General features: G+C 75.1%; 22 protein-coding genes. 11 read left to right on the top strand and 11 right to left on the bottom strand.

What is annotated here, in order from left to right; translation table 11 throughout:
* The first annotated feature begins 39 nt into the window (after positions 1 to 39).
* From ACFC0B_RS01505 to ACFC0B_RS01480, 6 genes are all read left to right on the top strand, one after another.
* Positions 40 to 567 (top strand): RICIN domain-containing protein, encoded by a 528-nt coding sequence (locus ACFC0B_RS01505; RefSeq protein WP_376080563.1) that lies wholly within the window; start codon positions 40 to 42, stop codon positions 565 to 567.
* Between the two features lie 43 nt (positions 568 to 610).
* Positions 611 to 1,117: an RICIN domain-containing protein gene (locus tag ACFC0B_RS01500; protein WP_376080560.1), complete on the top strand. Its 507-nt coding sequence runs from the start codon at positions 611 to 613 to the stop codon at positions 1,115 to 1,117.
* A gap of 67 nt (positions 1,118 to 1,184) precedes the next feature.
* Complete coding sequence (locus ACFC0B_RS01495) at positions 1,185 to 1,961, top strand: TVP38/TMEM64 family protein (RefSeq protein WP_376080558.1); 777 nt, start codon at positions 1,185 to 1,187, stop codon at positions 1,959 to 1,961.
* Positions 1,962 to 2,313: 352 nt separating this feature from the next.
* On the top strand, positions 2,314 to 2,706 hold the full coding sequence (locus tag ACFC0B_RS01490) for a cell division protein SepF (protein WP_376080555.1): 393 nt from the start codon (positions 2,314 to 2,316) through the stop codon (positions 2,704 to 2,706).
* 147 nt (positions 2,707 to 2,853) lie between these two features.
* The gene (locus ACFC0B_RS01485) at positions 2,854 to 3,408 is read left to right on the top strand and encodes a TetR/AcrR family transcriptional regulator (RefSeq protein ID WP_376080552.1); all 555 of its coding nucleotides are present in this window, start codon (positions 2,854 to 2,856) and stop codon (positions 3,406 to 3,408) included.
* A gap of 48 nt (positions 3,409 to 3,456) precedes the next feature.
* Positions 3,457 to 5,040: an MFS transporter gene (locus tag ACFC0B_RS01480; RefSeq protein ID WP_376080549.1), complete on the top strand. Its 1,584-nt coding sequence runs from the start codon at positions 3,457 to 3,459 to the stop codon at positions 5,038 to 5,040.
* Positions 5,041 to 5,141: 101 nt separating this feature from the next.
* Here ACFC0B_RS01480 and ACFC0B_RS01475 read toward each other — a convergent pair whose 3' ends face one another.
* From ACFC0B_RS01475 to ACFC0B_RS01435, 9 genes are all read right to left on the bottom strand, one after another.
* Positions 5,142 to 7,607 carry a SpoIIE family protein phosphatase gene (locus ACFC0B_RS01475; protein WP_376080547.1) on the bottom strand — a complete coding sequence of 822 codons (2,466 nt, stop codon included), beginning with the start codon at positions 7,605 to 7,607 and terminating at the stop codon, positions 5,142 to 5,144.
* Between the two features lie 145 nt (positions 7,608 to 7,752).
* The gene (locus tag ACFC0B_RS01470; RefSeq protein WP_376080544.1) at positions 7,753 to 8,373 is read right to left on the bottom strand and encodes a TetR/AcrR family transcriptional regulator; all 621 of its coding nucleotides are present in this window, start codon (positions 8,371 to 8,373) and stop codon (positions 7,753 to 7,755) included.
* A 127-nt stretch (positions 8,374 to 8,500) separates the two neighbouring features.
* A complete protein-coding gene (locus ACFC0B_RS01465; protein ID WP_376080539.1) occupies positions 8,501 to 10,093 on the bottom strand; it encodes an AMP-binding protein in 1,593 nt (530 codons plus the stop codon).
* Between the two features lie 276 nt (positions 10,094 to 10,369).
* On the bottom strand, positions 10,370 to 11,542 hold the full coding sequence (locus ACFC0B_RS01460) for an acyl-CoA dehydrogenase family protein (protein ID WP_376080537.1): 1,173 nt from the start codon (positions 11,540 to 11,542) through the stop codon (positions 10,370 to 10,372).
* Positions 11,543 to 11,555: 13 nt separating this feature from the next.
* Positions 11,556 to 13,532, bottom strand: a complete 1,977-nt coding sequence (locus tag ACFC0B_RS01455; RefSeq protein WP_376080535.1) for a biotin carboxylase N-terminal domain-containing protein — start codon at positions 13,530 to 13,532, stop codon at positions 11,556 to 11,558.
* Between the two features lie 10 nt (positions 13,533 to 13,542).
* On the bottom strand, positions 13,543 to 15,141 hold the full coding sequence (locus ACFC0B_RS01450; protein ID WP_376080532.1) for an acyl-CoA carboxylase subunit beta: 1,599 nt from the start codon (positions 15,139 to 15,141) through the stop codon (positions 13,543 to 13,545).
* Complete coding sequence (locus tag ACFC0B_RS01445) at positions 15,138 to 16,799, bottom strand: acyclic terpene utilization AtuA family protein (RefSeq protein WP_376082338.1); 1,662 nt, start codon at positions 16,797 to 16,799, stop codon at positions 15,138 to 15,140. The genes ACFC0B_RS01450 and ACFC0B_RS01445 overlap by 4 nt, the downstream gene beginning before the upstream one ends.
* A 272-nt stretch (positions 16,800 to 17,071) precedes the next feature.
* Complete coding sequence (locus tag ACFC0B_RS01440; protein ID WP_376080530.1) at positions 17,072 to 17,566, bottom strand: hypothetical protein; 495 nt, start codon at positions 17,564 to 17,566, stop codon at positions 17,072 to 17,074.
* A 176-nt stretch (positions 17,567 to 17,742) separates the two neighbouring features.
* Positions 17,743 to 19,116, bottom strand: coding sequence for an FAD-dependent oxidoreductase (locus ACFC0B_RS01435; protein ID WP_376080527.1), 1,374 nt, complete (start codon positions 19,114 to 19,116; stop codon positions 17,743 to 17,745).
* 165 nt (positions 19,117 to 19,281) lie between these two features.
* Between ACFC0B_RS01435 and ACFC0B_RS01430 the strand changes: the two genes are divergently transcribed.
* Positions 19,282 to 19,656 (top strand): peptidoglycan-binding protein, encoded by a 375-nt coding sequence (locus ACFC0B_RS01430; protein WP_376080525.1) that lies wholly within the window; start codon positions 19,282 to 19,284, stop codon positions 19,654 to 19,656.
* Positions 19,657 to 19,731: 75 nt separating this feature from the next.
* On the opposite strand, the gene ACFC0B_RS01425 is transcribed toward ACFC0B_RS01430, so the two are convergent.
* Positions 19,732 to 20,685 carry a glutathione S-transferase C-terminal domain-containing protein gene (locus ACFC0B_RS01425; RefSeq protein ID WP_376080522.1) on the bottom strand — a complete coding sequence of 318 codons (954 nt, stop codon included), beginning with the start codon at positions 20,683 to 20,685 and terminating at the stop codon, positions 19,732 to 19,734.
* Positions 20,686 to 21,449: 764 nt separating this feature from the next.
* On the opposite strand from ACFC0B_RS01425, the gene ACFC0B_RS01420 reads away from it, so the two are divergent.
* Genes ACFC0B_RS01420 through ACFC0B_RS01405 form a run of 4 tightly spaced genes read left to right on the top strand, consistent with a single transcriptional unit; the run spans position 21,450 to position 24,527 of the window.
* On the top strand, positions 21,450 to 22,214 hold the full coding sequence (locus ACFC0B_RS01420; RefSeq protein WP_376080520.1) for an SOS response-associated peptidase: 765 nt from the start codon (positions 21,450 to 21,452) through the stop codon (positions 22,212 to 22,214).
* A 48-nt stretch (positions 22,215 to 22,262) separates the two neighbouring features.
* Complete coding sequence (locus tag ACFC0B_RS01415; RefSeq protein ID WP_376080518.1) at positions 22,263 to 22,934, top strand: helix-turn-helix transcriptional regulator; 672 nt, start codon at positions 22,263 to 22,265, stop codon at positions 22,932 to 22,934.
* 33 nt (positions 22,935 to 22,967) lie between these two features.
* Positions 22,968 to 23,450, top strand: a complete 483-nt coding sequence (locus ACFC0B_RS01410; RefSeq protein ID WP_376080515.1) for a DUF3291 domain-containing protein — start codon at positions 22,968 to 22,970, stop codon at positions 23,448 to 23,450.
* Between the two features lie 9 nt (positions 23,451 to 23,459).
* Positions 23,460 to 24,527, top strand: coding sequence for a hypothetical protein (locus ACFC0B_RS01405; protein ID WP_376080512.1), 1,068 nt, complete (start codon positions 23,460 to 23,462; stop codon positions 24,525 to 24,527).
* Between the two features lie 29 nt (positions 24,528 to 24,556).
* On the opposite strand, the gene ACFC0B_RS01400 is transcribed toward ACFC0B_RS01405, so the two are convergent.
* Positions 24,557 to 25,066 carry a GNAT family N-acetyltransferase gene (locus ACFC0B_RS01400; RefSeq protein WP_376080510.1) on the bottom strand — a complete coding sequence of 170 codons (510 nt, stop codon included), beginning with the start codon at positions 25,064 to 25,066 and terminating at the stop codon, positions 24,557 to 24,559.
* Between the last annotated feature and the right edge of the window lie 246 nt (positions 25,067 to 25,312).

Genomic DNA, 25,312 nt, shown 5'->3' with positions numbered 1-25,312 from the left:
CCACCCGCTCCCGTCACCACGTCACCCCGAGGAACCACCATGTCCTTCCGCACCACCTCCTCCGCCGCCGTCCTCGCGCTGGCCGCCGGGCTGGCCCTCGCCGGCCCGGCGTCCGCCGCGCCGGCGCCGTACACCGCGCCGTTCACCGTCTCCAACCTCAACTCCGGCAAGTGCCTGGAGGTCGCCGACTGGGGCACCGGCAACGGCGCCGCCGTGCGCCAGTGGAGCTGTCACGGCGGCGACAACCAGAAGTGGTACTGGACCGCCGCCCACGAGCTGGTCAACGTCCACAGCGGCAAGTGCCTGGACAACCCCGGGTACAGCACCGTCCCCGGCACCCGGCCGGTGATCTGGGACTGCAACGCCGGCACCAACCAGAAGTGGACCGAGGTCCTGGCGCACTCCGGGAGCCGCTACTACCTCAACGAGGTCAGCAAGCTCGCCCTGGACGTCGCGGGCGGCTCCAAGGACGACGGCGCGCCCGTCATCCAGTGGCCCATGGGCCCCTCCGGCGCCTCCTACAACCAGATCTGGTTCCCGTCGGACTTCACCGACGGCCCGCGCTGAGCACCGCCCCGCCTTCCGCGCACACCCCACGCAGGAGGAAACCATGACCACGCCCCGGCGCGCCCTCGCCGCCCGTCTCGGCACCGCCGCCGTCCTCGCCGCGGCCCTCGCCCCGGCACTGCCGGCCGCTCCGGCCGCAGCCGCCGACAGGCTGCTCACCAGCGTCAACAACGCCGCCACGAGCAAGTGCCTGGAGGTCGCCGACTGGCGCACCGACAACGGCGCCCCGGTCCGCCAGTGGACCTGCACCGGCGGCGACAACCAGAAGTGGATCCGGACCGACGCCCACGAGTACGTGAACGTGCACAGCGGCAAGTGCCTGGACATCCCCGGGTACAGCGCCGCGCCCGGCACCCGGGCCGTCCAGTGGAGCTGCAACCGCGGGCTCAACCAGGCCTGGACCGAGACCGTCGTCCACCACAGCGGCATCCACACCCTCACCAACCAGCACAGCCTGCTCGTACTCGACCTCTTCGGCTTCCTCCGCGACGACGGCGCCCCGGTCGGCCAGTGGGAGCCCAACGGCGGCCTCAACCAGGTCTGGTTCTAGGCCCCGCGCCCCCCGGGGGGGCCGCCCCCGGGCCGGGCCCCCCCGGGGGGCCGGGTAGGCGGGGCGCGTGGCCGCCGCCCGGTCACCCCCGCCGCCCTCCGACCTGGCCGCCCCGGAGCCCGCACCGCAGCCCGCACCGCAGGCCGCGCCGCCGGACGGGGCCGGGGGCGCGGCGCGCCCGCAGGTGCCGCGGTCGGCGTGGCTGCGGCTCGCGCTGCTGCTGGTGATCCTGGCGGCGGCGGCCGGTTCGCTGCTGCTGTGGAGCCCGACCACGCTGCTCGACGGCGGCCTGTCGGCCGGGACCCCGTGGCACATCCGGGTGCCGCTGTTCGTCGCGGTGTACGCGGTGGCCACGACGGCGTTCTTCCCCCGGCCGGCCCTCAACGCGGCGGCCGGGCTGCTGCTGGGCGTGCGGGAGGGCACGGTGCTGGCCGTCCTCGGCACCGCGATCGGCGCCGCGCTCGCGTTCTGGCTGTGCCGCCGGCTCGGCCGGGAGGCGCTGCGCCCGTACCTGCGGGGGCGGCTGCTGCTCGCGCTCGACCGGCGCTTCAGCGAGCAGGGGTTCCGCAGCGTGTTCCTGCTGCGGCTGCTGCCCGGGCTGCCGTTCCAGGCCGGCAACGTCGGCGCGGCCTTCTCCGGCGTGCGGTTCCTGCCCTTCGTCGTCGCGACCGCGCTGGGCGCGGCCCCGCTGACCGCCGTCTACGTCACGGCGGCGGCCACCGCGCGCGAGCCGGGGTCCGCGGGCTTCCTGCTCTCGGCCGGGGCGATCGTGCTGCTCGGCCTGGTGAGCCTGGTCTCGGCGGTGCGGGGGGTGCTGCGGCGCCGGCGCGCGGCCATGGGCTGAGCGCCGGGCGCCCGAGCCGACGCGCCGGGCGCGCAACACCTGGACCCGCTCGGCCGAGCGGGTCCGTTGTCGGTGCCGCGTGAAATCGTTCCCGCATTGTTGACAGAAGGTCAATTGCGCGGTGACCGCGACCGATATCTTCTACGCGCGCAACCGTACGCCGTTCCGCCGCGTCGCTTCTGATGCCCGGGTCCGCCCGGGCCGTCGGCGCGGCGCGACTCGTACGGGGGGCGCGAGCGGGCACGAGACCGGTGATCAGTGCGATACTCGGACAGTTCCGACGAGTGGATGACGTGTCAAAAGGGCACGCGCACCGGGGGACCTGTACGGAACAGAGGCAGGGAGGCGCGGCATGGGAGCACTTCGCGACGAGCACCACAACGGGTGGCTGATGCCCTCCGGGAGCTACCCGGCCGCGGTGTACGAGGACGAGTGGGTCGAGCAGGAGACGGTACCGTCCTCCCCGGCCCCGACGAGGATCGTCTCCCTGCGGCCGACCGGCTTCGAGGCGGCGCGCACGGTGGGCGAGCACATCCGGGCGAGCACCCCGGTGGTCATGGACCTCACCGAGATGGAGGAGGCCGAGGCCAAGCGGATGGTGGACTTCGCCTCCGGGCTGATCTTCGGCACCCGCGGCGGCATCGAGCGGATCGCCCGCCGGGTGTTCCTGCTCACCCCGGCGGACGTCGAGGTGATGGTGATCGACCGCCCGCTGGACGAGACCGGCTTCTACAACCAGAGCTGACCGGCCACGACCGGCCGGTAGGAGAACCGGGGACGGCACCCGCCGTCCCCGGTTCTTTGCTGTCCGGAACCGGTACGGGCACGCCTCGAACGAGACGCCGGAATTAATTCTGAGACATGGACGTCTCATGCGATGTACCCTCGTTCCATGGCCACCGACCGTGACTCCGTGCTCGAAGCCGCCGTCGGCGTGCTCTCCCGCCGCCCGACCGCCCACCTCGACGAGATCGCCCGCGCCGCGGGCATCAGCCGCGCCACCCTGCACCGGCTCTTCCCGGGCCGGGACGCGCTGATCCGCGAGGTCGGCATGCTCGCGCTGCAGCGCCTGGCCGCCGCGCTCGACACCGCCGCCGTCGAGGACGGGGACGCGCACGCCGCGCTGCGCCGGCTGATCGACGAGATCGTCCCGGACGCCATGCTCTGCGCCTACCTGACCGGCGAGAGCCAGCTCTACGACGACGAGGCGGTCAACGACCTCTGGGAGGCCCAGATCGCCCGCCTGCACGCGCTCTTCCTGCGCGGGCAGCAGCAGGGGGTCTTCCGCATCGAGCTCTCCGCGGCCTGGCTCAGCGAGGCGTTCTTCGACCTGCTCGCCGGGATCGGCTGGGCCGTCCAGGACGGCCGGCTGGCCTCGCGCGACGCCACCTTCTCGCTCGCCGAGCTGTTCCTCGGCGGCGCCCTGCGGACGCCCCGCCCGCACTGACCCTCCCCCACCCGCGCACCCCGGACCGGAAACCGGACACCGATACCCATGAGCAGCACCGTCCACCTCCAGCCCCGCCAGCGCTGGACCGGCCTCGCCGTCCTCGTCCTGGCCGTCACCCTGGTCGCCGTCGACGCGACCGTCCTCTCCCTGGCCATCCCCTCGATCAGCGAGACCCTGCGCCCCAGCGGCACCCAGCTGCTCTGGATCGGCGACGCCTACTCCTTCGTGCTGGCCGGCCTGCTGGTCTCGATGGGCTCGCTCAGCGACCGGATCGGCCGCAAGCGGCTGCTGCTGGCCGGGGCCACCGCGTTCGGCGCCGCCTCGCTGCTCGCCGCCTACGCGCCCAGCGCCGGCTGGCTGATCCTGGCCCGCGTGCTGCTCGGCGTGGCCGGGGCGACCATCATGCCGTCCACCCTCTCGCTGATCCGCACGCTCTTCCCGGACGACCGCGAGCGGGCCACCGCGATCGGCATCTGGGGCGCCGCCGCGTCCGCCGGCGCCGCACTCGGTCCGGTGGTCGGCGGGGTGCTGCTGGAGCACTTCTGGTGGGGCTCGGTGTTCCTGCTGAACATCCCGGTGCTCCTGCTGCTGCTGGTCTTCGGCGCCTGGCTGCTGCCGGAGTCCCGGGACCCGAAGCCGGGCCGCTGGGACGTGCTGAGCGTGCTGCTGTCGCTCGCCGGTGTGATCGGCGTGGTCTACGCGATCAAGGAGGCCGCGGCGAACGGCGCCGACCGCTGGGACGTGCCGGTGGCGGGCCTGCTCGGGGCGCTGGCGCTGGTCGTCTTCGTCCGCCGCCAGCTGCGGCTGGAGACCCCGCTGCTGGACGTCCGGCTCTTCGGCGACCGGCGCTTCACCGCCGCCGTCCTGGCCTCGCTGATCGCGCTGATCGGGCTCTCCGGCATCGTCTTCGTGACGTCCCAGTACCTGCAGCTGGTCCGCGGCTTCCCGCCGCTGAAGGCGGGGCTGGCCGAGCTGCCGGCCTTCGCCGGCGCGATGGCCGGCGGTCTGCTGACCGCCCGGCTGGTGCGCCGCACCGGCGCCCGCACCGCGCTCACCCTCGGTCTGCTGACGATGGGCGCCGGTCTCGGCCTGCTCGGCTGGATCCAGCAGGACACCACGTACCTGCTGCTGGCCGCCGCCTTCCTTCTGGTCGGCACGGCCGAGGGCGTGGTCTACACGCTCGGCGCGGACCTGGTGCTGAGCGCCGCGCCGGGCGACCGGGCCGGCGCCGCCTCGGCGGTCTCCGAGACGGCCTACGAGCTGGGCACCGCGCTCGGCATCGCCCTGGTCGGCTCGCTGGTCGGCGCCATGTACGCGAACCGGCTGGTGGTCCCGGCCGGGACGGACCCGGCGGCGGCCGCGCAGGCCGGCGAGTCGCTGGGCGGCGCGGTGGAGGCGGCGCACGGACTGCCGGACACCCTGGCCGGACCGCTGCTGGCGAGCGCCAAGGAGGCGTTCGTGCACGGCGTGAACGTGGCCGGGATGATGGCGGGCGCGCTGCTGCTGGGCGCGGCGGTGCTGGCCTGGCGGCTGCTGCGGGGCCTCCCCCGCGGTGCGGCGGCGGAGTCCGCGAAGGAGCGGGAGCAGAACCGGGAGCAGGAGCGGACGTCCGAGAAGGCCCACGCCTGAGGACGCGCACGTCGGAGAAGGTAAGCGCCCGGGACCGCGGTTCCCCGCACCCCCGCACCCGGGGGGCGGGGAACCGTCGTGCCCGGCGGATCCCGGGCGGGTCAGCCGGTGCCGAAGGGCAGTTCCAGCTCCGCCCAGACCACCTTGCCGTCCCGGGTCAGCCGGCTGCCCCAGCGCTGGGCGAGTTCGCTGACCAGGAACATCCCCCGGCCGCCCTCGTCCTGCTCCGCGAAGGGGCGCAGCTGGGGCGTCTGGCCGCCGGCGTCGGCGACCTCGACGGTGAGCACCCGGTCGCGGAAGAGCCGGAGCCGGCGCGGGGCGTCGGCGTGCAGCAGGGCGTTCGTGACCAGCTCGCTGACCAGCAGCTCGGCGTAGTCGGAGAGCGCGCCCAGGCCCCAGCCGTCGAGCGTGGCGCGGGTGAAGCGGCGGGCCTTGCCGGGCAGGCGGCCGCCGCCGGTGAGCGGGAGGGTGGCGACCCGGTCGGCGGGCAGCGGCAGCACCCGGGCCATGATCATGGCGATGTCGTCGTCGCTGCCGCCGCTGACCAGCGCGCCGAGCACGGCGTCGCAGTTCTCCTCCAGGGTCCGGCCGGGGCCGGACAGGGTGCGGGCGAGCAGGTCGATGCCGTCGTCGAGGTCCTGGCCGCGCCGTTCGACCAGCCCGTCGGTGTAGAGGGTGACCATGCCGCCCTCGGGGAGGGCGAACTCGATCGACTCGAAGGCCACCCCGCCGACGCCGAGCGGCACGCCCGGCGGCATCTCGACCCGGCGGGGCGTGCCGTCCGGGGCGACCCAGACGGGCGGCAGGTGCCCGGCCGAGGCGACCTGCAGGGTGCGCTCCAGCGGGTCGTAGACGGCGCAGATACAGGTGGCGAACTGGCCCTCGCCGATGCCGGAGGCGGTCTCGTCGAGCCGGGTGAGCACCTGCTCGGGCGGCATGTCGAGGGTGGCCAGGGTGCGGGCGACGGTGCGCAGCTGGCCCATGGTGGCGGCGGCCCGGATGCCGTGGCCCATGACGTCTCCGACCACCAGCGCGACCCGGCCGCAGGAGAGCGGCACGACGTCGAACCAGTCGCCGCCGACCTCGCTGGTGACGCTGGAGGGCAGGTAGCGGTAGGCGATCTCCAGGCCGAGGGTGCGGTGGATCTCCTGCGGCAGCAGGCTGCGCTGGAGGGTGAGCGCGGTCTCGCGCTCGCGCCGGTAGAGACGGGCGTTGTCGATGGCCAGGGCGGTGCGGGCGACGAGTTCCTCGGCGAGCGCGACGTCGGCGGCGGTGAAGGACTCCGGGTTGCGCATCCGGATGAACTCGGCTCCGCCGAGGACCATGCCCCGGGCGGTGACCGGCAGCATCAGGTACGAGTGGATGCCGGCGGCGAGGCCGGGGGCGACCCGGTCGGGGCTGGCGACGAGGCCGCGCAGCACCTCCGCGTCGACGTGGGCGCGCAGCAGCGGGCGCCCGCTGCGCAGGCACTGGGTGTAGCTGCGCTCGGGGGCGTACTCGGAGACCTCGCCGACGACGTCGACGGCGTGCACGAGCCCGGTGTCGTAGGACTCGCCGACCGCGACGGCGCGCAGCTGGACGCCGCGGTCCTCCGGGATGGGGGTGGGTTCGGCACCGCGGAGCACGGTTTCCAGCAGGTCGACGGTGGCGAAGTCGGCGAACCGCGGGACGACGGCCTCGATGAGTTCCTCGGCGGTGCGCTGGAGGTCGAGGGTGGTGCCGATCCGGGCGGTGGCCTCGGCGATGGTGGCCAGGCGCTCCTGGGCGCGGGCGGCGCGGGCCTCCGCCTGGAAGCGCTCGGTGACGTCGATGATCGAGGAGCAGACGCCGAAGACCCGGCCGGTGGAGTCCTCCAGCCGGAAGTAGGAGGCGGACCAGGCGCGGTCGCGGCGCGGGTCGCCGGGGACCCTGCCGTGCGAGCGGGCGTCGACCACCGGGCGCCCGGTGGCCAGCACCTGCTTCATGATCTGTTCTATCTCGGTGCTGTTGATGCCGGGAAGGATGCTGCTGATCCGCCGTCCGAGGTGGTCGGCGACGGGGAGGCCGTTCATCCGGGCCAGCGACTCGTTGAGCCGGACGTACCGCAGCTCGGTGTCGTAGACGGCCATCCCGATCGGGGACTGGCCGAAGATGCCGTCGAGGACGGCGAGGTCGGCCTCCACCCGCTGCAGGGCGGCGATGTCGGAGGCGGTGGCGAGCAGCAGCAGGGTACCGCCCGGCCCGGCGATCGGGTAGGTGCGCAACTCCAGCTCGACGGTGCGGCCGTCGCGGTGGCGGACCGGGAAGACCCCGGACCAGCCCTTGCCGCCGAGGATGCGCTCGAAGAGTTCGAGGACCTCGGGGCGGTCGCTGTCGTCGGTGAGCAGCTGGGCGGCGTGGCTGCCGACGGCCTCCTCGGCGGTCCAGCCGAGCAGGGCCTCGGCGTCCTCACTCCAGTGCAGGATCAGCCCGTCGTCCTGGAGCAGGGCGGTGGCGAGCGGGACGAGGCGATGGCCGTCCAGGCGTGCGGGGCTGGCGCCGGCTCCGGGGCCGGTGGCATTGGTGGCGTCCCACTCGTCTCTCCGCATGATCAGGCTGCATCCCGGTTCGGCTCGTGCCCGGCCGGGCGGGCCTCGCGGGTCCGTGCGGCCGGGGTTCTCCTCCAGACTGCACGGACATCGTCCGCCCGGCGACCCCTTGGTGAGGGGCGCCGGTCGTCCAGGTGTACGGGCGTCATGGGCCTACCGGCCGCAGCGTACTCTCCAGAAGGCTCGCCCACTGCCGGATCACCCCGGATCGTCGGGTGCTGTCGTCGGTGAGCAGGTTGGCGAGGCCGAGTCCGCGGGCCATGTCGAGGGTCGCCTGCACGGTTTCGCGCACGCCGGGCCGGGTCTCGTCGGCGCCGAGGAACTCGACGGCGGCGCGGTGGGCCTCGCGGCCGACGCGGCCCTCCAGGCCGATGATCCGCTCGCGCAGCGGTTCCTCGGTGGCGGCGGCGACCCACAGGTGGAGGGCGGCGCGGAACAGCGGGCCGGTGTGGAGGCGGACGATCATGTCCACGACGGCCTCGGTGCGGGCCGGGCCGGCCCCCGGCAGCGCGTCCGCGTGGGCGCGGACGGCGGCGAGCCGCTCGGCGGTGACGTGTTCGACGGCCGCGGTGAAGAGGTCCTCGCGGGTGGGGAAGTGGTGCTGGGCGGCGCCCCGGGAGACGCCGGCCCGCTCGGCCACGACGGCGACCGTGGAGCCGTTCCAGCCGAGTTCGGCCAGGCAGTCGACCGCCGCCGCGAGCAGCCTGGCCCGGGTCGCGCGGCTGCGGTCCTGCTGGGGGGTGCGGGCGGCCGGGTGGGTGGTCATCTGCGGCGGCGCTTCCTGTCCGTGCGGGGCTGGCGGCTGGTCGATCCTCGCAGACGGCCGGGCGGACGGTGGCGGGGACCGGTGCGGCCGGTGGGACGGCCGCACCCGTGGACGCCGGTGGGCCGGTTCAGCGGGCGGCGGCGGCCTCGCGCTCGCGCAGCTCGCGGCGGAGGATCTTGCCGGCCGGGGACTTCGGCACGGCGTCCAGGAACTCCACCGCGCGCACCTTCTTGTACGGCGCGACCTGGCCGGCCACGAAGGCGGCGACCTCCTGCTCGGTCAGCACGCTGCCGGGGGCGCGGACCACGAAGGCCTTGGGGCACTCGGTGCCCTCGGCGTCGCACACGCCGATCACCGCGGCGTCGGCGATCTGCGGGTGGCTGAGCAGCAGCGCCTCCAGTTCGGCGGGGGCGACCTGGTAGCCCTTGTACTTGATCAGCTCCTTGACCCGGTCGACGATGTGCAGGTAGCCGCGCTCGTCGACGAAGCCGATGTCGCCGGTGTGCAGCCAGCCCTCGGCGTCGACGATGGCGGCGGTGTCGGAGGGGCGGCCGAAGTAGCCCTTCATCACCTGCGGGCCGCGGATCAGCAGCTCGCCGCGCTCCCCGGGGCCGAGGTCGGCGCCGGTGCCGTCGAGGGCGGTGACCCGCAGCTCGGTGGAGGGGACCATCCGGCCGACCGAGCCCGGGGAGGGGTCCGGGTCGGTCGGGTCCATCACGTGGCTGACCGGGGAGAGCTCGGTCATGCCGTAGCCCTGGAGGATGTGCGACAGGCCGAGCCGGCGGGCGCAGGCCTCGGCGAGTTCGAGGTCCAGCGGGGCGGCGGCGCACAGCAGGTACTCCACCGAGGAGAGGTCGTACTGCTCGACCACCGGGTGCTTGGCGAGGGCGATGACGATCGGCGGGGCGGCGAGCACGGACTGCACGCGCTGGTCCTGGACGGTGCGGCAGAACTGCTCCAGGTCGAAGCGGGGCAGCACGACCACGGTGGCGCCGCAGCGCAGCGGCTGGTGGAGGAGGGCGGCGAGGCCGTAGATGTGGAAGAAGGGGAGGACGGCGAGGACGCGCTCGCCGGGTTTGGGGCGGAAGACCGCGTCGGTCTGCGCGAGGTTGGTGGCGATCGAGCGGTGGGTGAGCATGACGCCCTTGGGCAGCCCGGTGGTGCCGCTGGAGTAGGGCAGGACGGCGACGGCCTCGGCCGGGTCGAGCGCGAGCTCGGGCGCGGGGCCGGTGGCGGCGAGCAGGTCGGCGAGCGAGAGGTGGCCCTCGGCGCCGTCCAGCACGACGATCCCGGCGAGCGGGCGGCCGTCGGCGGCGAGCTTCTCGGCCGCGGCCCGGGCGGTGGGCAGGAACGGCGAGACGGTGATCAGCCAGCGGGCTCCGCTGTCCACCAGCTGGCCGGCGAGGTCGCCCTGGGTGGTGAGCGAGGAGACCGGGGTGACGGTGGCGCCGGCCCGGGTGGCGCCGAAGAAGGCCATCGGGTAGCGGATGCTGTTGGGGCTGAACAGCGCCACGACGTCGCCCTGGCGGACGCCCGCCGCGGCGAGTCCGGCGGCCACCCGCCCCACCGCGTGGGCGAGTTGCGCGTAGCTGACGGTCTCGCCGGTGATCCCGTCGATGAGGGCGGGCCGGTCGCCGTGGCGCTCGGCCTCGCCGAGGACGGCGTCGTGCAGGGCGAGGTCGACGATGCCGACGTCAGGGAACTCGCTGTGGAACACCAAGGCGTGCCTCCTGTGCGGTTGTTGGCGCGGGGCGGGACGGCCGGCTGGAGGTCGTGGCGACCGGCCGTGCGGCGTGCGGACAGGAGCATACGGACAGTGGGCGCCCGGTGCGCCCCAGTGACGGACGTTTGGCGGAGCGCGCGGGGCGCAGGGGTGGCGCGGTCCGGCGAATTCCGAGGTCGGGGCGGGTCGGCGGGGTATCCGGCCCGGGGTCCCGGTCAGATATCAGAACGATGATGCGACGAGACGTTCGAGCCGTTGCGCTCCCCGGCCCGCTCAGTAGGACTTCGGCAGGCCGAGCGTGTGCTGGGCCACGTAGTTGAGGACCATCTCGCGGCTGACCGGGGCGACCCGGCCGACCCGGGTGGCGGCGAGCAGCGCGGCGAGCCCGTACTCCTGGGTGAGGCCGTTGCCGCCCAGGGTCTGCACGGCCTGGTCGACGGTCCGGGCGGCGGCCTCGCCGGCCGCGTACTTGGCCATGTTGGCGGCCTCCCCGGCGGCGGCGTCCTCGCCCGCGTCGTACAGCAGGGCGGCCTTCTGGGTCATCAGCCGGGCCAGTTCGACCTCCACCGCGCACCGGGCGAGCGGGTGCGCGAGGCCCTGGTGGGCGCCGATCGGGGTGGACCAGACGGTGCGGGTGCGCGCGTACTCGACGGCCTTGCCGAGCGCCTGGCGGGCGAGGCCCAGAGAGAACGCGGCGGTCATGATCCGCTCGGGGTTGAGGCCGGCGAACAGCTGGAGCAGCCCGGCGTTCTCGTCGCCGACCAGCGCGTCGGCGGGCAACCGGACGTCGTCCAGGAAGACCTGGAACTGTCGTTCGGGGGCGACGAGTTCCATCGGGATCGGGCGGTACTCGAAGCCGGGCGTGTCGCGCGGGACGACGAACAGCGCGGGCTTCAGCCTCCCGGTGCGGGCGTCCTCGGTGCGGGCGACGAACAGGACGGCGTCGCAGTGGTCGATGCCGGAGACGAACACCTTGCGGCCGGTCAGCAGCCAGTCCCCGCCGTCGCGGCGGGCGACGGTGGAGATCCGGTGGGCGTTGGAGCCGGCGTCCGGCTCGGTGATGCCGAAGGCCATCCGGCGGCTGCCGTCGGCGAGTCCGGGCAGCCAGTGGCGCTTCTGCTCCTCGGTGCCGTAGCGGGCGATGACGGTGCCGCAGATCGCCGGGGAGACGATCAGCAGCAGCAGCGGGCAGCCGGCGGTGCCGAGCTCCTCCAGCACGATCGCGAGGTCGGCGATCCCGCCGCCGCCCCCGCCGTACTCGGCGGGCAGGTTGACGCCGAGGTAGCCGGCCTTGCCGGCCTCGGCCCAGAGTTCGTCGGCGGGCCGGTGGGCGCGGGCCCGGGCGAGGTAGTAGGCGGAGCCGTAGCGGGCGCCGAGGCCGGCGACGGCGCCGCGCAGGGCGCGGCGTTCGGGGGTTTCGAGGAGCTGGCTGCCGATGGCGGACATGCGCGGTCCTTCCTCAGACCTCTTCGGGGGACTGTGCGGGAGGCTGTGCGGCGGTCTGTGCGGCGGGCGGATCGAGGGGCTTCACGACGGCGAGCAGGGCGCCGGTCTCGACCTGCCGGCCCGGGACGGCGCGGAGTTCGGCCAGGATCCCGTCGGCGGGGGCGGTGATCCGGTGCTCCATCTTCATCGCCTCCAGGACGAGCAGCGGCTGCCCGGCGGTGACGGTGTCGCCGACGGCGGCGGTGGCGCGGACGACGGTGCCGGGCATCGGGGCGAGCAGCGCGCCGGGGTCGGTGCGCACCGGCGCGTCGGGGAAGCGCGGCAGGGCGGTGAGCGCGGTGCCGCCGGCCGGGGTGTCGACGTGCACCCGGTCCCCGTAGCGGGCCACCCGGTAGGCGCGCCGCAGCCCGCCCTCGCGCAGCACGACCAGGTCGGGGGCGGCCTCGACCAGGTCGACGTCCGGGTGGTCCTCGGCGTGCAGGCCGGTGCGGGTGAGCCGGTAGCGGACCTCCCGTTCGGTGCCGTCCTCCGTCCGGTAGCGCTTGAGCTGCGGCTGGGAGGGCAGGTTGCGCCAGCCGGAGGGCAGCGCGGTGCGGCGGGCGGCGGCGTCGGCCAGGGCGGCGGCCAGGGCCGCGCGGTCGGCTCCGCCCCGGTCCGGGGCGGTCAGGGTCTCGGCGTGCTCGGCGAGGAAGCCGGTGTGCAGCCGCGCGGCCAGGAAGGCCGGGTGGCGCAGGGCGCGGACCAGCAGCTCCCGGTTGGTGACGGGCCCGTGGATCCGGGCGCGGGCGAGCGCGTCCGCCAGCCGCCGGGCGGCGGCCGCCCGGGTCGGCGCCCAGGCGATCACCTTGGCGAGCATCGCGTCGTAGTGCGGGGTGATCTCCGTACCGTCCCCGACGCCGGAGTCCAGGCGCACCCCCCGGCCGGTGAACTCCTCGTGCGGGACGGTGAGTTCCAGGCGGTGCAGGGTGCCGGTGGCGGGCCGCCAGTCGTGCGCCGGATCCTCGGCGTAGAGCCGGGCCTCGATCGCGTGGCCGGCGACCGGCGGGGCGGCGGGCCCCGGCAGCGCCCGGCCCTCGGCGACGGCGAGCTGGAGGGCGACCAGGTCGAGGCCGGTGACCGCCTCGGTGACCGGGTGCTCGACCTGCAGCCGGGTGTTCATCTCCAGGAACCAGCAGCGGCCGTCCGGTCCGAGCAGGAACTCGGCCGTCCCGGCGCCGGTGTAGCCGATCGCCTTGGCGGCGGCGACCGCGGCCGCGTGCAGGGCGGCGCGCACGGCCGGGTCGAGCCCGGGCGCGGGGGCCTCCTCGACGACCTTCTGGTGGCGCCGCTGGAGCGAGCAGTCCCGGTCGCCGACCGCCCAGACCGTGCCGTGCGCGTCCGCGAGCAGCTGGACCTCGACGTGCCGCCCGGTGGGCAGGTAGCGCTCGCAGAACACCTCGTCGGAGCCGAAGGCCTTGGCGGCCTCGGCGCGGGCGGCGGCGAGTTCCGCCGGCAGGTCGGCGAGGTCGCGCACCACCCGCATGCCGCGCCCGCCCCCGCCGGCCGCCGCCTTGACCAGCAGCGGCAGATCGGCCTCGGTGGGCGCGTCCAGCGCGTCGAGGACGGGCACCCCGGCGGCGGCCATCAGGCGCTTGGCGGCGGTCTTGGAGCCCATCGCCTCGATCGCCGCCGGCTCCGGTCCGACCCAGAGCAGCCCGGCCGCCCGCACCGCGCGGGCGAAGGCGGCGTCCTCGGAGAGGAAGCCGTAGCCCGGGTGGACGGCGTCGGCGCCGGCGGCGAGCGCGGCCCCGACGATCAGCGCGCCGCGCAGGTAGGTGTCGGCGGGCGCGGCGCCGGGCAGCCGCACGGCGGCGTCGGCCTCGCGGACGTGCGGGGCGTCGGCGTCCGGGTCCGCGTACACGGCGGTGGTGGCGATGCCCAGGTCGCGGCAGGTGCGGAAGATCCGGCGGGCGATCTCGCCCCGGTTGGCGACCAGCAGGTTGGTGATCACGTGGTTCCCCCTACATCCGGAAGACGCCGTAGCCGGCGGCGCCCTCGACCGGCGCGTTGTGGATCGCGGAGAGGCAGAGCCCGAGCACGGTGCGGGTGTCGCGCGGGTCGATCACCCCGTCGTCGTAGAGCCGCCCGGAGAGGAAGGCCGGCAGCGACTCTGCCTCGATCCGCTGCTCCACCATGGCCCGGACGGCCGCGTCCGCCTCCTCGTCGTACGGGCGCCCCTTGGCGGCGGCGGACTGCCGGGCGACGATCGACAGCACCCCGGCGAGCTGCTGCGGGCCCATCACGGCCGACTTGGCGCTCGGCCAGGCGAACAGGAACCGCGGTTCGTAGGCCCGCCCGCACATGCCGTAGTGGCCCGCGCCGTAGGAGGCGCCCATCAGGACGGACAGGTGCGGGACGGTGGAGTTGGCGACGGCGTTGATCATCATCGCGCCGTGCTTGATGATGCCGCCCTGCTCGTAGTCCCGGCCGACCATGTAGCCGGTGGTGTTGTGCAGGAACAGCAGCGGGACCGCGCGCTGGTTGGCGAGCTGGATGAACTGGGCGGCCTTCTGCGACTCCTGGCTGAACAGCACGCCCTGCGCGTTGGCCAGGACGCCGACCGGGTAGCCGTGCAGCCGGGCCCAGCCGGTGGCGAGGCTGGTGCCGTAGCGGGGCTTGAACTCGTCGAAGTCGGAGCCGTCGACGATCCGGGCGATCACCTCGCGCGGGTCGAAGGGCACCTTGAGGTCGCCGGGGACGATGCCGAGCAGTTCCTCCTCGGGGTACGTCGGCGGCTCGGCGGCGGGGTCGGGGCCCGGTCCCGGCTTGCGGTGGTCCAGGCGGGCGACGATCCGGCGGGCCAGGCGCAGCGCGTCCGGCTCGTCGAGCGCGAAGTGGTCGGCCAGGCCGGAGGTCCGGGCGTGCATCTCGGCGCCGCCGAGCGACTCGTCGTCGGACTCCTCGCCGGTCGCCATCCGCACCAGCGGCGGACCGCCGAGGAACACCTTGGCCCGCTCGGCGACCATCACGGTGTGGTCGGACATGCCGGGCACGTAGGCGCCGCCGGCCGTGGAGTTGCCGAACACGACGGCGACGGTGGGGATCCCGGCGGCGGACAGCCGGGTGAGGTCGCGGAAGAGCGCGCCGCCGGGGATGAAGATCTCCTTCTGGCCGGACAGGTCGGCGCCGCCGGACTCGACCAGGTTGACCAGCGGGAGGCGGTTCGCGAGGGCGATCTCGTTGGCGCGCAGGGCCTTGCGCAGGGTCCACGGGTTGGAGGCCCCGCCGCGCACGGTCGGGTCGTTGGCGGTGATCACGCACTCGACGCCCTCGACGGTGCCGATGCCGGTGACCAGCGCGGCGCCGACCGGGTACTCGCTGCCCCAGGCGGCGAGCGGGGAGAGCTCCAGGAACGGCGAGTCCTCGTCGACCAGCAGCTCGATCCGCTCGCGGGCGAGCAGCTTGCCGCGCCCGCGGTGGCGTTCGACGTAGCCGGGGCCGCCGCCGGCCAGGGCCTTGGCGTGCTCGGTGTCCAGGTCGGCGAGCTTGGCGAGCATCGCCTCCCGGTGGGCGGTGTACTCGGCGCCGCCCGGGTCGAGGCGGGTGGGCAGGACGGTCACAGCAGGGCCTCCGGGATGTCGAGGTGGCGCGAGCGCAGCCACTCCCCCAGCGCCTTCGCCTGCGGGTCGAAGCGGTGCTGGGCGGCGACGCCCTCGCCGAGCAGGCCGGTGATGGTGAAGTTGACCGCGCGGAGGTTCGGCAGGAGGTGCCGGGTGATCGGCAGTCCGGCCACCTCCGGCAGGAGTTCGCGCAGCAGGTCGGTGGTGAGGGTGCGGGTGAGCCAGCGCCGGCCCGGCTCGTCGCGGGCCCAGACGCCGAGGTTGGCGTCGCCGCCCTTGTCGCCGCTGCGGGCGCCGGCCACCAGGCCGAGCGGGGCGCGGCGGGTGGGGCCGGGGACGGGGGCCTCGTCGTCGGCCGGTTCCTCCCGCGGATCCGGTTCCCCCGACGGATCCGGTTCCGGTGCGGTGACGGGTGCGGGCGGGATGTCCACCCGCCGGCCGTCCGGCAGCACGGCGGTGTGCCCGACGGCCGCCGCGTCGAGGTACGCGGCCTCGAACACCCCGTACGGCGCGCCCGGCCCGGGCGGCGCGGTGAGGTGGAAGCCCGGGTACCCGGCCAGCCCCAGTTCCACGGCCACCCGGCCGAGTTCCCGGCCCACCCGGCCGGGGTCGCGGTCCCGGGCGGTGAGCCGCAGCAGCGCCGAGGCGGCCTCCTCGGTGGCGGCGTCGGCACGGTCGGTGCGGGCCAGGGTCCAGCGCAGCTCGGCGGGACGGCGCCCGGGCGCGAGCGCGTCCTCGAACTGCCGCCGGACGAGCGCCGCCTTCGCCTCGATGTCGAGCCCGGTCAGCACGAACACCACCTCGTTGCGGTGGCCGCCGAGCCGGTTCAGTCCGGCCTTGAGGGTGGCCGGCGGCGCCTCGCCGCGCACCCCGTCGATCCGCACCCGGTCCGGCCCCTCCTCGGTGAGCCGGACGGTGTCCAGGCGGGCCGTCACGTCCGGCCCGAGGTAGCGCGGTCCGCCGGTCTCGTAGAGGAGTTGGGCGGTGACGGTGCCGACGGTCACGGCGCCACCGGTCCCCGGGTGCTTGGTGATGACGCTGGAGCCGTCCGCGTGCAGCTCCGCCAGCGGGAAGCCCGGCCGGGCGACGTCGTGCTCGCGGAAGAACGCGTAGTTCCCGCCGGTGGCCTGCGCCCCGCACTCCAGCACGTGCCCCGCCACCACGGCGCCCGCGAGGGCGTCCAGGTCCCCCGCGCCCCAGCCGAACCGGGCGATCGCCGGCCCCGCCACCAGCGCCGCGTCGGTGACCCGCCCGGTCACCACCACGTCCGCCCCGGCCCGCAGGCACTCCGCGACGCCGAACGCCCCCAGATAGGCGTTGGCCGCCAACAGCCCCTCGGGCAGTCCGAGTTCCGCCCTGCGCGGCAGCAGGTCGTCGCCCTCGACGTGTCCGACCGCCGCGTCCAGCCCCTGGCTCCTCGCCAACTCCCGTACGGCGTCCGCCAGCCGGGCGGGCTGGAGGCCGCCCGCGTTGACCACGATCCGCACCCCGCGCTCCAGCGCCAGGCCGAGGCACTCCTCCAACTGCCGCAGGAACGTCCTGGCGTACCCGAGCGAGGGGTCCTTCAGCCGGTCCCGCGCCAGGATCAGCATGGTCAGCTCCGCCAGGTAGTCCCCGGTGAGCACGTCCAGCGGCCCGCCGGTGAGCATCTCCCGCATCGCCGAGAACCGGTCCCCGTAGAACCCCGAGGCGTTCCCGACCCGCAGCACCGGCCCACCGCCCACCGCCCGCGTCTCCGACCCCACGTGCACGCCTACCCCCGGAGGTGGCCCAACGTTCGCCGACAGCGAGCAGGTTGGCACCCTCCGGGAGGAAAAGCAATCACGCGTGCTTGTTTTGTCGACGACGGCCGGCCGGCGAGCCCGGTTCCCCTCGGCACGAACGTCGCCCGGCCCCGCGGCTCGCGCCGCGGGGCCGGGAGAGGTGCGCCTCAGCCGTTGTTGCGGGCCCAGGTCTCCGCCGAGCAGTTTCCGCTCGCGGTACAGATGGCGACCCGGATGCCGCTGCCCTGGGATCCGTAGGCATTGGGGCTGGTGCTGTCCTCGTAGAAGTCCTTGTTGCAGTGGCCCCACGTCCCCACGACCGAGATGGAGCACTCGCCCTGCCGGTACAGCTGCCAGGAGCTTCCGTTCCACAGGTAGTTGCTCCAGCGGGCGTACGCCCCGGCGGTGTTCGCGACCAGGTAGATCTGGTCCCCGTACATCTGGAAGCACGCTTCGCCCGCGCCGGACTCCGCGCAGGGGCCCGTGCTGTAGACCGGTCCCCCGAGCACCGCCTGGTTGTACTCCGTCGCCGCCACGGCCGCCGCGGCCGGCGGGCCGGAACTCGCCGCCGCCGAACTCGCCGAGGTCGCCAGGCAGACGAGCATCAGGGCCGTCACCACCGCGCCGAGTATCCGGGCCCGCTCCAGGATGTTCCGCACCACGATTCCTCCTTCGTCGGCTCCGCTGCCGATCGCACCGAGGCTGGCGTCCCGGGGGCGACCGGGGCAACGGCCCGGCGGTGTCCCGGACGGCCCGGGGCCGTCCGGCCTGGTCGGCGGCCTGTCCGGATCGGTGTCCGGATCGGTGTCCGGGAGCGGTCGGTGCCGGCGGCGGGGGGTCAGGCCGGGAGGAGGGTGTCCCACTGGGCGCGGGTCGGGCCGTCGTGGTGGGGGGTGAAGTCGGGGCGGGCGGCGAGCCAGGTGGTGAGGTGGCGGTCGACCTCGGGGGTGCCGTAGGCGTCGTCGGGGGTGCGGAGGAGGTGGCGGACCTGGGCGCGGGCCCGCATGACGACGGGGTCGTCGAAGGCGCAGGCGGCGAGGGCGGCGGCGCGGCGGTCCGGGGGCGGCGGATTGTCGGTGAGGCGTTGCTCGTTGGCGCGGTCGGCCGCCACCTGGGCGTCGAACCAGGGGCGGAGGGCCTGCGCCGTCCAGGTGTGGTAGCCGGTGGGGTCGGCCGCCGTCGCGTCGGCGTGGGCGGCGAGGTGCTGGGCGGCGCGCAGGCCGAGGGCCACGCCGTGGCCGAGCGTGGGGTTGGTGTGGACGAGGCTGTCCCCGGCGTTGACCAGGCCGGTGACGACGGGTCCGTCGTCGTCGGCCAGGGAGGTCCAGCGGTTGTCCAGGCCGGCCATCGCCAGCACGGCCGACTGGGGTTCGGGGGCCAGGTCGAGCCAGGCGGCGGTGGCGGGGAAACGGCGGGCGGCGGCCTCGAACACGGCGGGGTCGGTGAGGGCGCCGCGGGTCGGGTCGGCCGTGGAGAGCACCAGGTTCACCGCGACGGTGTCGTTGTCGGACGGGAAGACGCCGGCGAGCGCGAACGGTGCGGAGGAGCCCGCCTTCACCCGTCCGGGGTCGCGGGGGCCCTCGGCCCGCAGCCGGTACCAGCGGCAGAGGTAGGCGATCCCCGCGCGGTGGCTCTCGACCACGGGCGGGCGGCAGCCGGCCTCGGCCAGCCAGCCGGGGACCGGCGAGCGCCGGCCGGACGCGTCGACGACGAGGTCCGCCCGGTGCGCCTCCCCGCCCGCCCGCACGCCGGTGACCCGGGCGGGGCGGCCCGGCGCGAGGTCGAGGCCCCGCACCCGGACGCCCCGCCGCACCTCGACGCCGGGTTCGCGCCGAACGGCCGAGGTCAGGGCGGCCTCCAGCACGATGCGGCGGGTGCGCAGGGTCACCAGCTCCTCGTCGCCGGCCCGGTACGGGGGATGCTCGCCGAACCAGTCGAAGTCGTGGTACTCCCGGGCACCGCGCGCCAGCAGGTCCGCGTGGACGTCGGGGGCCTCGGCGTGCAGCACGGTGCGCACCGGGGCGAGGAACGAGTGCGGCTGGACGGCCTGCGGGACCCGGGGCCTGCCCCAGTGGAAGAAGTCGTCGTGCAGGTCGTCCCCGGCCTCCCGGGCGTCCTGTTCGAACACCGTGACCGCATGGCCCCGCCGCCCGAGCATGAGCGCCGTTCCCAGCCCGCTGATGCCCGCGCCTATCACCGCAACCCGCGCCATGAGCTCCCCGTTCGCGTCGTGTTGCAAGATGATCTTACTGGTCGGCGATCACCGGTTGGCAAGCGCCGACCTGGGCCGACCCGGGCACTGGCGGACCGTCAGGGGTTCACCCGTATAGTGCAGGGGCTCGAAGATCATCGTCTTTCACGACCAACGGGGGTTCTCATGAACAGCACGTCCCTCAAGCGGCGCGGCGCCTTCCTGCTCGCGGCCACCGCCCTGGCCACGGCGGGGGTCGCGGGCAGCGCCCAGGCCGTGCCCAACTCGGGCTCGCTCTGGGTCGGCTACGGCAAGGCCAACGCCTACAACAGCGTCCGCTGCGTGCAGCAGATCTCCAACAGCCTGCACTACCAGACCGGTTACCACACGGTCGCGGTGGACGGCGCGTTCGGCCCCGACACCTACGGGGCGATCGTCGCCCTCCAGCGCTGGGCGGGCCTGGACCAGGACGGCGTCGTCGGCCCGAAGACCGGTGACTACATCATCACCGCGACCAAGGACGAGTACGGCTGCTACTGGAACCTGCCCACGCTCAAGTGACGCCGTGCTGACAGGTCCTCCCCGGAAGGGCCCGGTGCCGCGCGGCACCGGGCCCTTCCGGGGCCGTGGGCGGGGTCAGCGCGCCTGCGGCCGCTCGGCCGGGGCGTTCCAGTCCGGCAGCTGCGCGCCGGGCAGGGTGAAGGTGGCGAAGTCGGTGGTGCGGTTGAACGCCTCCAGCCGGTAGAGGTCGCGGGCGTACGCCCACAGGTGCGGGTACTCGGCCAGACCCGGGTTGATCGAGCGGTCGTGGTTGGACCTGGCGTCGTAGCGCACCAGCGTCACCCAGAGCCGCACGTCCGCCTCGGTGAGCCGGTCGCCCAGCAGGTAGCGGCGGTCGGCCAGCCGGGCGTCCAGCTTCGCGAAGGCGTCCAGCAGGACGGCGCGGGCCGCGAGCCCGGCCTCGTCGGTGCCCGCCGCCGCGCCGACCCCGTGGTTGACCGCCAGGTGCAGCTCGGCGTCGAGCGCGTCGATCTCCGCGCGCAGGTCCTCCGGGTAGGTGTCGGCCCCGTTGCTCCACTCGCCGAACTGGGTGGCCAGGTCGATGCCGATGAGGGTGAAGTCGTTGCTGACCACCCGGCCGGTGTGCCGGTCCCAGAGCGTCGGCACCGAGACGTGCCCGTCGAAGCCGGGCTCGGTCCGGTCGTAGGCCTCGCGCAGCAGGGTGAAGCCGTTGACCGGGTCCGGGCCGTGGGTCTCGCGGAACGCCCAGCCCCGGCCGTCGCGCTCGCCGTCCACGTACGAGACCGATACGACGTCCTCCAGCCCGTTCAGCGCGAGCTGGATGGTGACGCGGTGCGCCCAGGGGCAGAACCAGCCCGCGTAGACGTGGTACCGGCCGGGCTCGGCCTTGAAACCGCTGCTGCCGTCGGCGGTGATCCGGCCGGTGAAGCGGTAGAGCGGGCGCTCGTCGCCCGGGGTCCTGGTGATCCGGTACTCGCCGTGGGCGGCGGTGTCGGCCGGGCCGGCGTACGCCGCCTTCGCGGCGTCGTTCCCGGTCCCGGGTTCGGTGTGCTGGAGGGTCTCACTCACGTCTGGCTCCTTGGAGGTGAAGGCACGGCGGTGTGGCGGGAGCACGCGCGTCGGGCACCGCGGTCGTCCGCCCCGTGGGCGGACGCGGTGAAGGCCGGTCGGGCGGACAGCCGTGGCGGGGCGGGCGCGGACGCGCGTGGAGGCCGGGGTGTTACGGGCGACAGAGGCCGGTCGGCGAGCCGACGCCGTCGATCCAGCGCCGCGTCACCAGACGGGCGCCGCGGCCGACGCCGAGGGACCGCGGGGCCGACGGGCGGAACGCGGCCGCGCGCGACCGCGACGGGTGCCCGGAGGCCACCCGTCCGTCCCGCGGTCGGCGTACGTGCATCGCCCGTCCGTTCGTTCGTCGAAGATCCGACAGCTGTGGAGGCCCACCCTACCCCCCGATCGGCCCCGCGCAGGGGGCAGTTGCCCGTCCCGGCGCGAGGGCGGCGGGTCACCGCCGCGGCCGGCCCGGCCCCGGCCCCCGGACGTGGTCCGCGGTGCGCGCAGGGTCCGCCCCGGGGCGGCCCGGTTCGACCGGGTCGCGGCGGCCTGCCGCGGAACCGTGCAGCCGGCGGAACGCTTGCCCGCCCCCCGTCCCCGGACCGATCTCCTCCCGCACCGAGGGACAGCACGGCGTTGTGTCACGGGTGTTGCCGCTCCTCGGCGGTCCGGCGCCATCGCCGCATCCCGGCCGTCCGGCGACCGCGGGCCCGCTCCGCGGTCGTCCGTCGCGGCGGTGCGCGTGACGAGCGGTGGGGCCGGACGGCAGGATGGGGCGCATGTGCGGTCGCTTCGTCTCCACCACCACCCCGTCCGATCTGGCCGACCTGCTGCGCGCGTCCGTGTGGCCCGCCCCGGAGGCCCTGGCGCCGTCCTGGAACGTGGCACCGACGGACCAGGTGGCCGGGGTGCTGGAGCGGGTCGACCGGGAGACCGGGGAGATCACCCGGCAGGTCCGGTCGCTGCGGTGGGGCCTGGTGCCGTCCTGGTCCAAGGACCCGGGTTCCGGGGCGCGGATGATCAACGCCCGGGTCGAGACGGCGCACGAGAAGCCCGCGTTCCGCAAGGCGTTCAAGGAACGGCGGTGCGTGGTGCCCGCGGACGGGTACTTCGAGTGGCGCCCGGTCGCGGCGGCCGAGGGGCGCAAGGCGTACAAGCAGCCGTACTACCTGCACCGGCCCGGCGGCGGTCTGCTGCTGATGGCCGGGCTCTACGAGTTCTGGCGCGACCGCGCGGTGGCGGAGGACGACGACCCGGCCGCGTGGCTGGTCACCTGCACGGTGCTGACCACCGAGGCGACCGACGCGGCCGGCCGGATCCACGACCGGATGCCGGTCACCCTCGCCCCCGACGCCGTGGACGCCTGGCTGGACCCGGTCGTCACCGATCCGGGCGAGGTGCGCGGCCTGCTGCACGCGCCCGCCGGGGAGTTGCTGGTGCGGCCGGTGGCCACGACGGTCAACAGTGTCCGCAACGACGGCCCCCGGCTGCTGGACCCGGTGGAGGACCCGCTGCCGGAGGTCACCGGGGGCCACTACACCTGAGCGGCCCGCCGCTCTATGGCCAATCCGCGTCGTTCTTAGACTGGCCGGATGAACGACATCGACGCGATCGCGCTGCTGCAGGACCCGGTGCGCCGCCGGCTGTACGAGTACGTGGCGGCCCAGGGCCGCGAGGTCGGCCGCAACGAGGCCGCCGAGGCGGCCGGGGTGGCGCGCACGCTCGCCGCGCACCACCTGGACCGGCTGGCCGAGGCCGGACTGCTGGAGACCGGCAGCCGCCGGCTGACCGGCCGTTCGGGCCCGGGGGCGGGCCGACCGGCCAAGGTGTACACCCGGGCGGGGGCGGAGCGGTCGGTGTCGCTGCCCGCGCGCGACTACCGCACCGCCGCCGAACTGCTCGCCGAGGCCGCCGAGGAGGCCGGGCTGGATGCCGGACTCGGCGCGGCCGCGCGCCGCCGGGGCGAGGCCCTGCGCGCCGCGGCGGGCCCCTGCGGCGACCTCGCCCGGGCGGCGGACCTGCTGGCCGCCCGCGGCTACGAGCCGTACCCGGAGCGGGCCGAGGACTCGGGCCGCGAGGCCCTGCGGATGCGCAACTGCCCGTTCCACGCCGTCGCCGAACACTTCCCGCCGCTGGTCTGCGGCATGAACCTGGCCCTGCTGGAGGGGCTGCTGGGCGCCGACGGCCCGCTGCGCGCGCGGATGGACCCCCGCCCCGGCGAGTGCTGCGTGGTGGTCGAGGCTTCTAAAAACAATCATGATTGACATAGAAAACGGGGCCGTGCTGGAATGCGGGACATGACCTCACCCGCGCCCGCCGCCCACCTCGCCCAGCTCAACGTCGCCACGCTCAGCCACCCGCTCGACGACCCGCGGATCGCCCCGTTCGTCGAACTGCTGGACCCGGTCAACGCCGCCGCCGACGGCGCGCCCGGCTTCGTCTGGCGGCTGGTCGGGGACGGCGCCGCCGACGCCACCGGGCTGCGTCCGGCGGGCGAGGACGTCATCGTCAACCTGTCGGTGTGGGAGAGCCCGGAGGCCCTGTGGGACTTCACCTACCGCAGCGGGCACCTGGACGTGGTGCGGCGGCGCCGCGAGTGGTTCGAGCGGCACGTCCAGGCGCACCTGGTGCTCTGGTGGGTCCCCGCCGGGCACCGGCCCGGCGTCGGGGAGGCGCTGGAGCGGCTGGCGGACCTGCGGGCGAACGGGCCCTCCCCGCGCGCGTTCACCTTCGCCTCGGCGTACCCGGCGGCCGACGGCGTTGTCAGTGCCCCGCGCTAACGTCGGGGCATGTCGATCACCGCACACCTGCGCGCCTCGGTGAAGCTGCCGAGCGGCGCCGCCCTGGTCAACGGCTTCGCCCTGGAGCGCCGCGGGGACGGATCGCTCCGCGCCCTGCTCCGGCACGGGTCCGAGCTGGAGGTCCACGACCTGGAGGAGCTGTTCGCCGGGGAGCGCGCGCCGGCCGCGGTCTTCCCGGTGCCCCGGACCGGGTGGGAGCACGGCCGGCAGTCGGTGAGCCCCGACGGCTCGTTCGCGGTGTTCACCGACCAGCGCGCCGTGCGGGCGGTCGCGCGGGACGGGTCACTGCTGTGGGAGTACCCGCACGCGTGCTGGGGGTGCGGGAGCAGCCAGGCGCACACCGACGGCGGGCCGGAGGTGTGCCCCGGCCCGGAGCACGGCTCCTGCCTGGTCTCCGACGACGGCCGATTCGTCTGGGCCCACATCGCCTCCGTGTCGGCGGCGGAGCACTCCCGCGAGCACTGGGTCGTCCTGGACGCCGGGGACGGCGGGGAGTCGGCCCGCCTGCCGCTGCGGGACAGCACGGCCCTCGGCTCGCACCAGCTCGCCCACCCGGACGGCGTCCACGTCGCCCTCGACATCGGCATGGGACAGGACGGCGTCCTGGTCCACTGGGCCCGCTGGGACGGCGCGGAGCTCGACGGCTGGGTCGTCAGCCACCACCTGGACCGCATTCTCGCGGACGTCCACCCGGGCCACCCGGGGTTCCTGACGGTCGAGGACAACGGCGCCGACCTGCGACTGCACGGGCTGGACCGCACCGTGCTCGCCGAGCGGGAGCCCGAGCAGGGCGAGGACGAGGACCCGCCCTGCTGGGACCACGGCTGCGGCTTCGTCGACGCCGACACCGTCATCGCCTCGACGGTCGACTCCGACGGCGCTCCGGAGCGCGCCCGGCACTGGCTGCTGGACGCCCGCACCCTGGGCATACGGGGCACGGTCGACTACCCCGCCGGCCCCGTCGACAGCTATGTGCGCCCGCTCGGGGACGGCACCTGGCTGACCTACGACGACGCGAACGGGACGCTCGACCGCTGGAGCGCGGCAGAGGTGTGACCGCGTCAGGCCGGAGAGGGGAGGGCGCGTCAGGCCAGCGGGAGGGCCATCTCCAGCTCGCGCGCGGCCGGGTCGAGCGGGTACGGCCTGGTGGTGCCGGTGAAGTCGAAGCCGCGGCGGCGGTAGAAGGCGGCGGCCCGGGTGTTGTCCTCGTGCACGGTGAGCAGCAGGCGCCGCGCCCCGGCCTCGTCGCGCGCCCAGGTGACGAGGGCGTCCAGCAGCAGGTCCGTCACCCCGCGCTCGCGACCGCGGTGCTCCGGGGCGACCCAGACGCCGACCAGCAGGGCCGCGCCGGGCTCGGGGGTGAAGCCGATCATCGTCCCGATCCACTCCCCCGGCGTCCCGGTGACGGCGACCAGGCCGATGCTGCCGGGCTCGTTCACCCGGCGGACCCGGGCCTGCCACTCCTCCTCGCCGTGGGCGAGCGCGGTCTCATGGGTCTCCAGGAAGGCCATGGGGGTGTCGAGCAGCTGCGTGAGGCGCACCTCCCGCAGCCGCTCCCAGTCCGCCACGCCGATCCGTTCGATCCGGTAGTCCATGGCCGCGCCTCCCCGTGGTGATCATCGTTCTCGCGGTTCAGCAGCATAGGCCACCGGTGGCCGGCTCCGGCAGGGCTCCGGCAGGGCTCTGGCAGGGCACCGGCCGGACGCGGAGAGGCCCTTGGAGAGGCCGCCGGGAGAGCCGGAGGGAAGACCGGAGGGAAGGCCACCCACCGGGCGTCGGCGCAGGTCAGCGGCGGCCCGGCGGATAGGGTGCGGGAGGGGCGAGCACCCGCGGTGCCCCGG

It is taken from the genome of Kitasatospora sp. NPDC056184, from assembly GCF_042268405.1.
In the GTDB taxonomy this organism is placed as follows: domain Bacteria; phylum Actinomycetota; class Actinomycetes; order Streptomycetales; family Streptomycetaceae; genus Kitasatospora.
The sequence above is the reverse complement of the archived record's forward strand: the minus strand, read 5'-3'. Positions and strand labels throughout refer to the sequence as shown.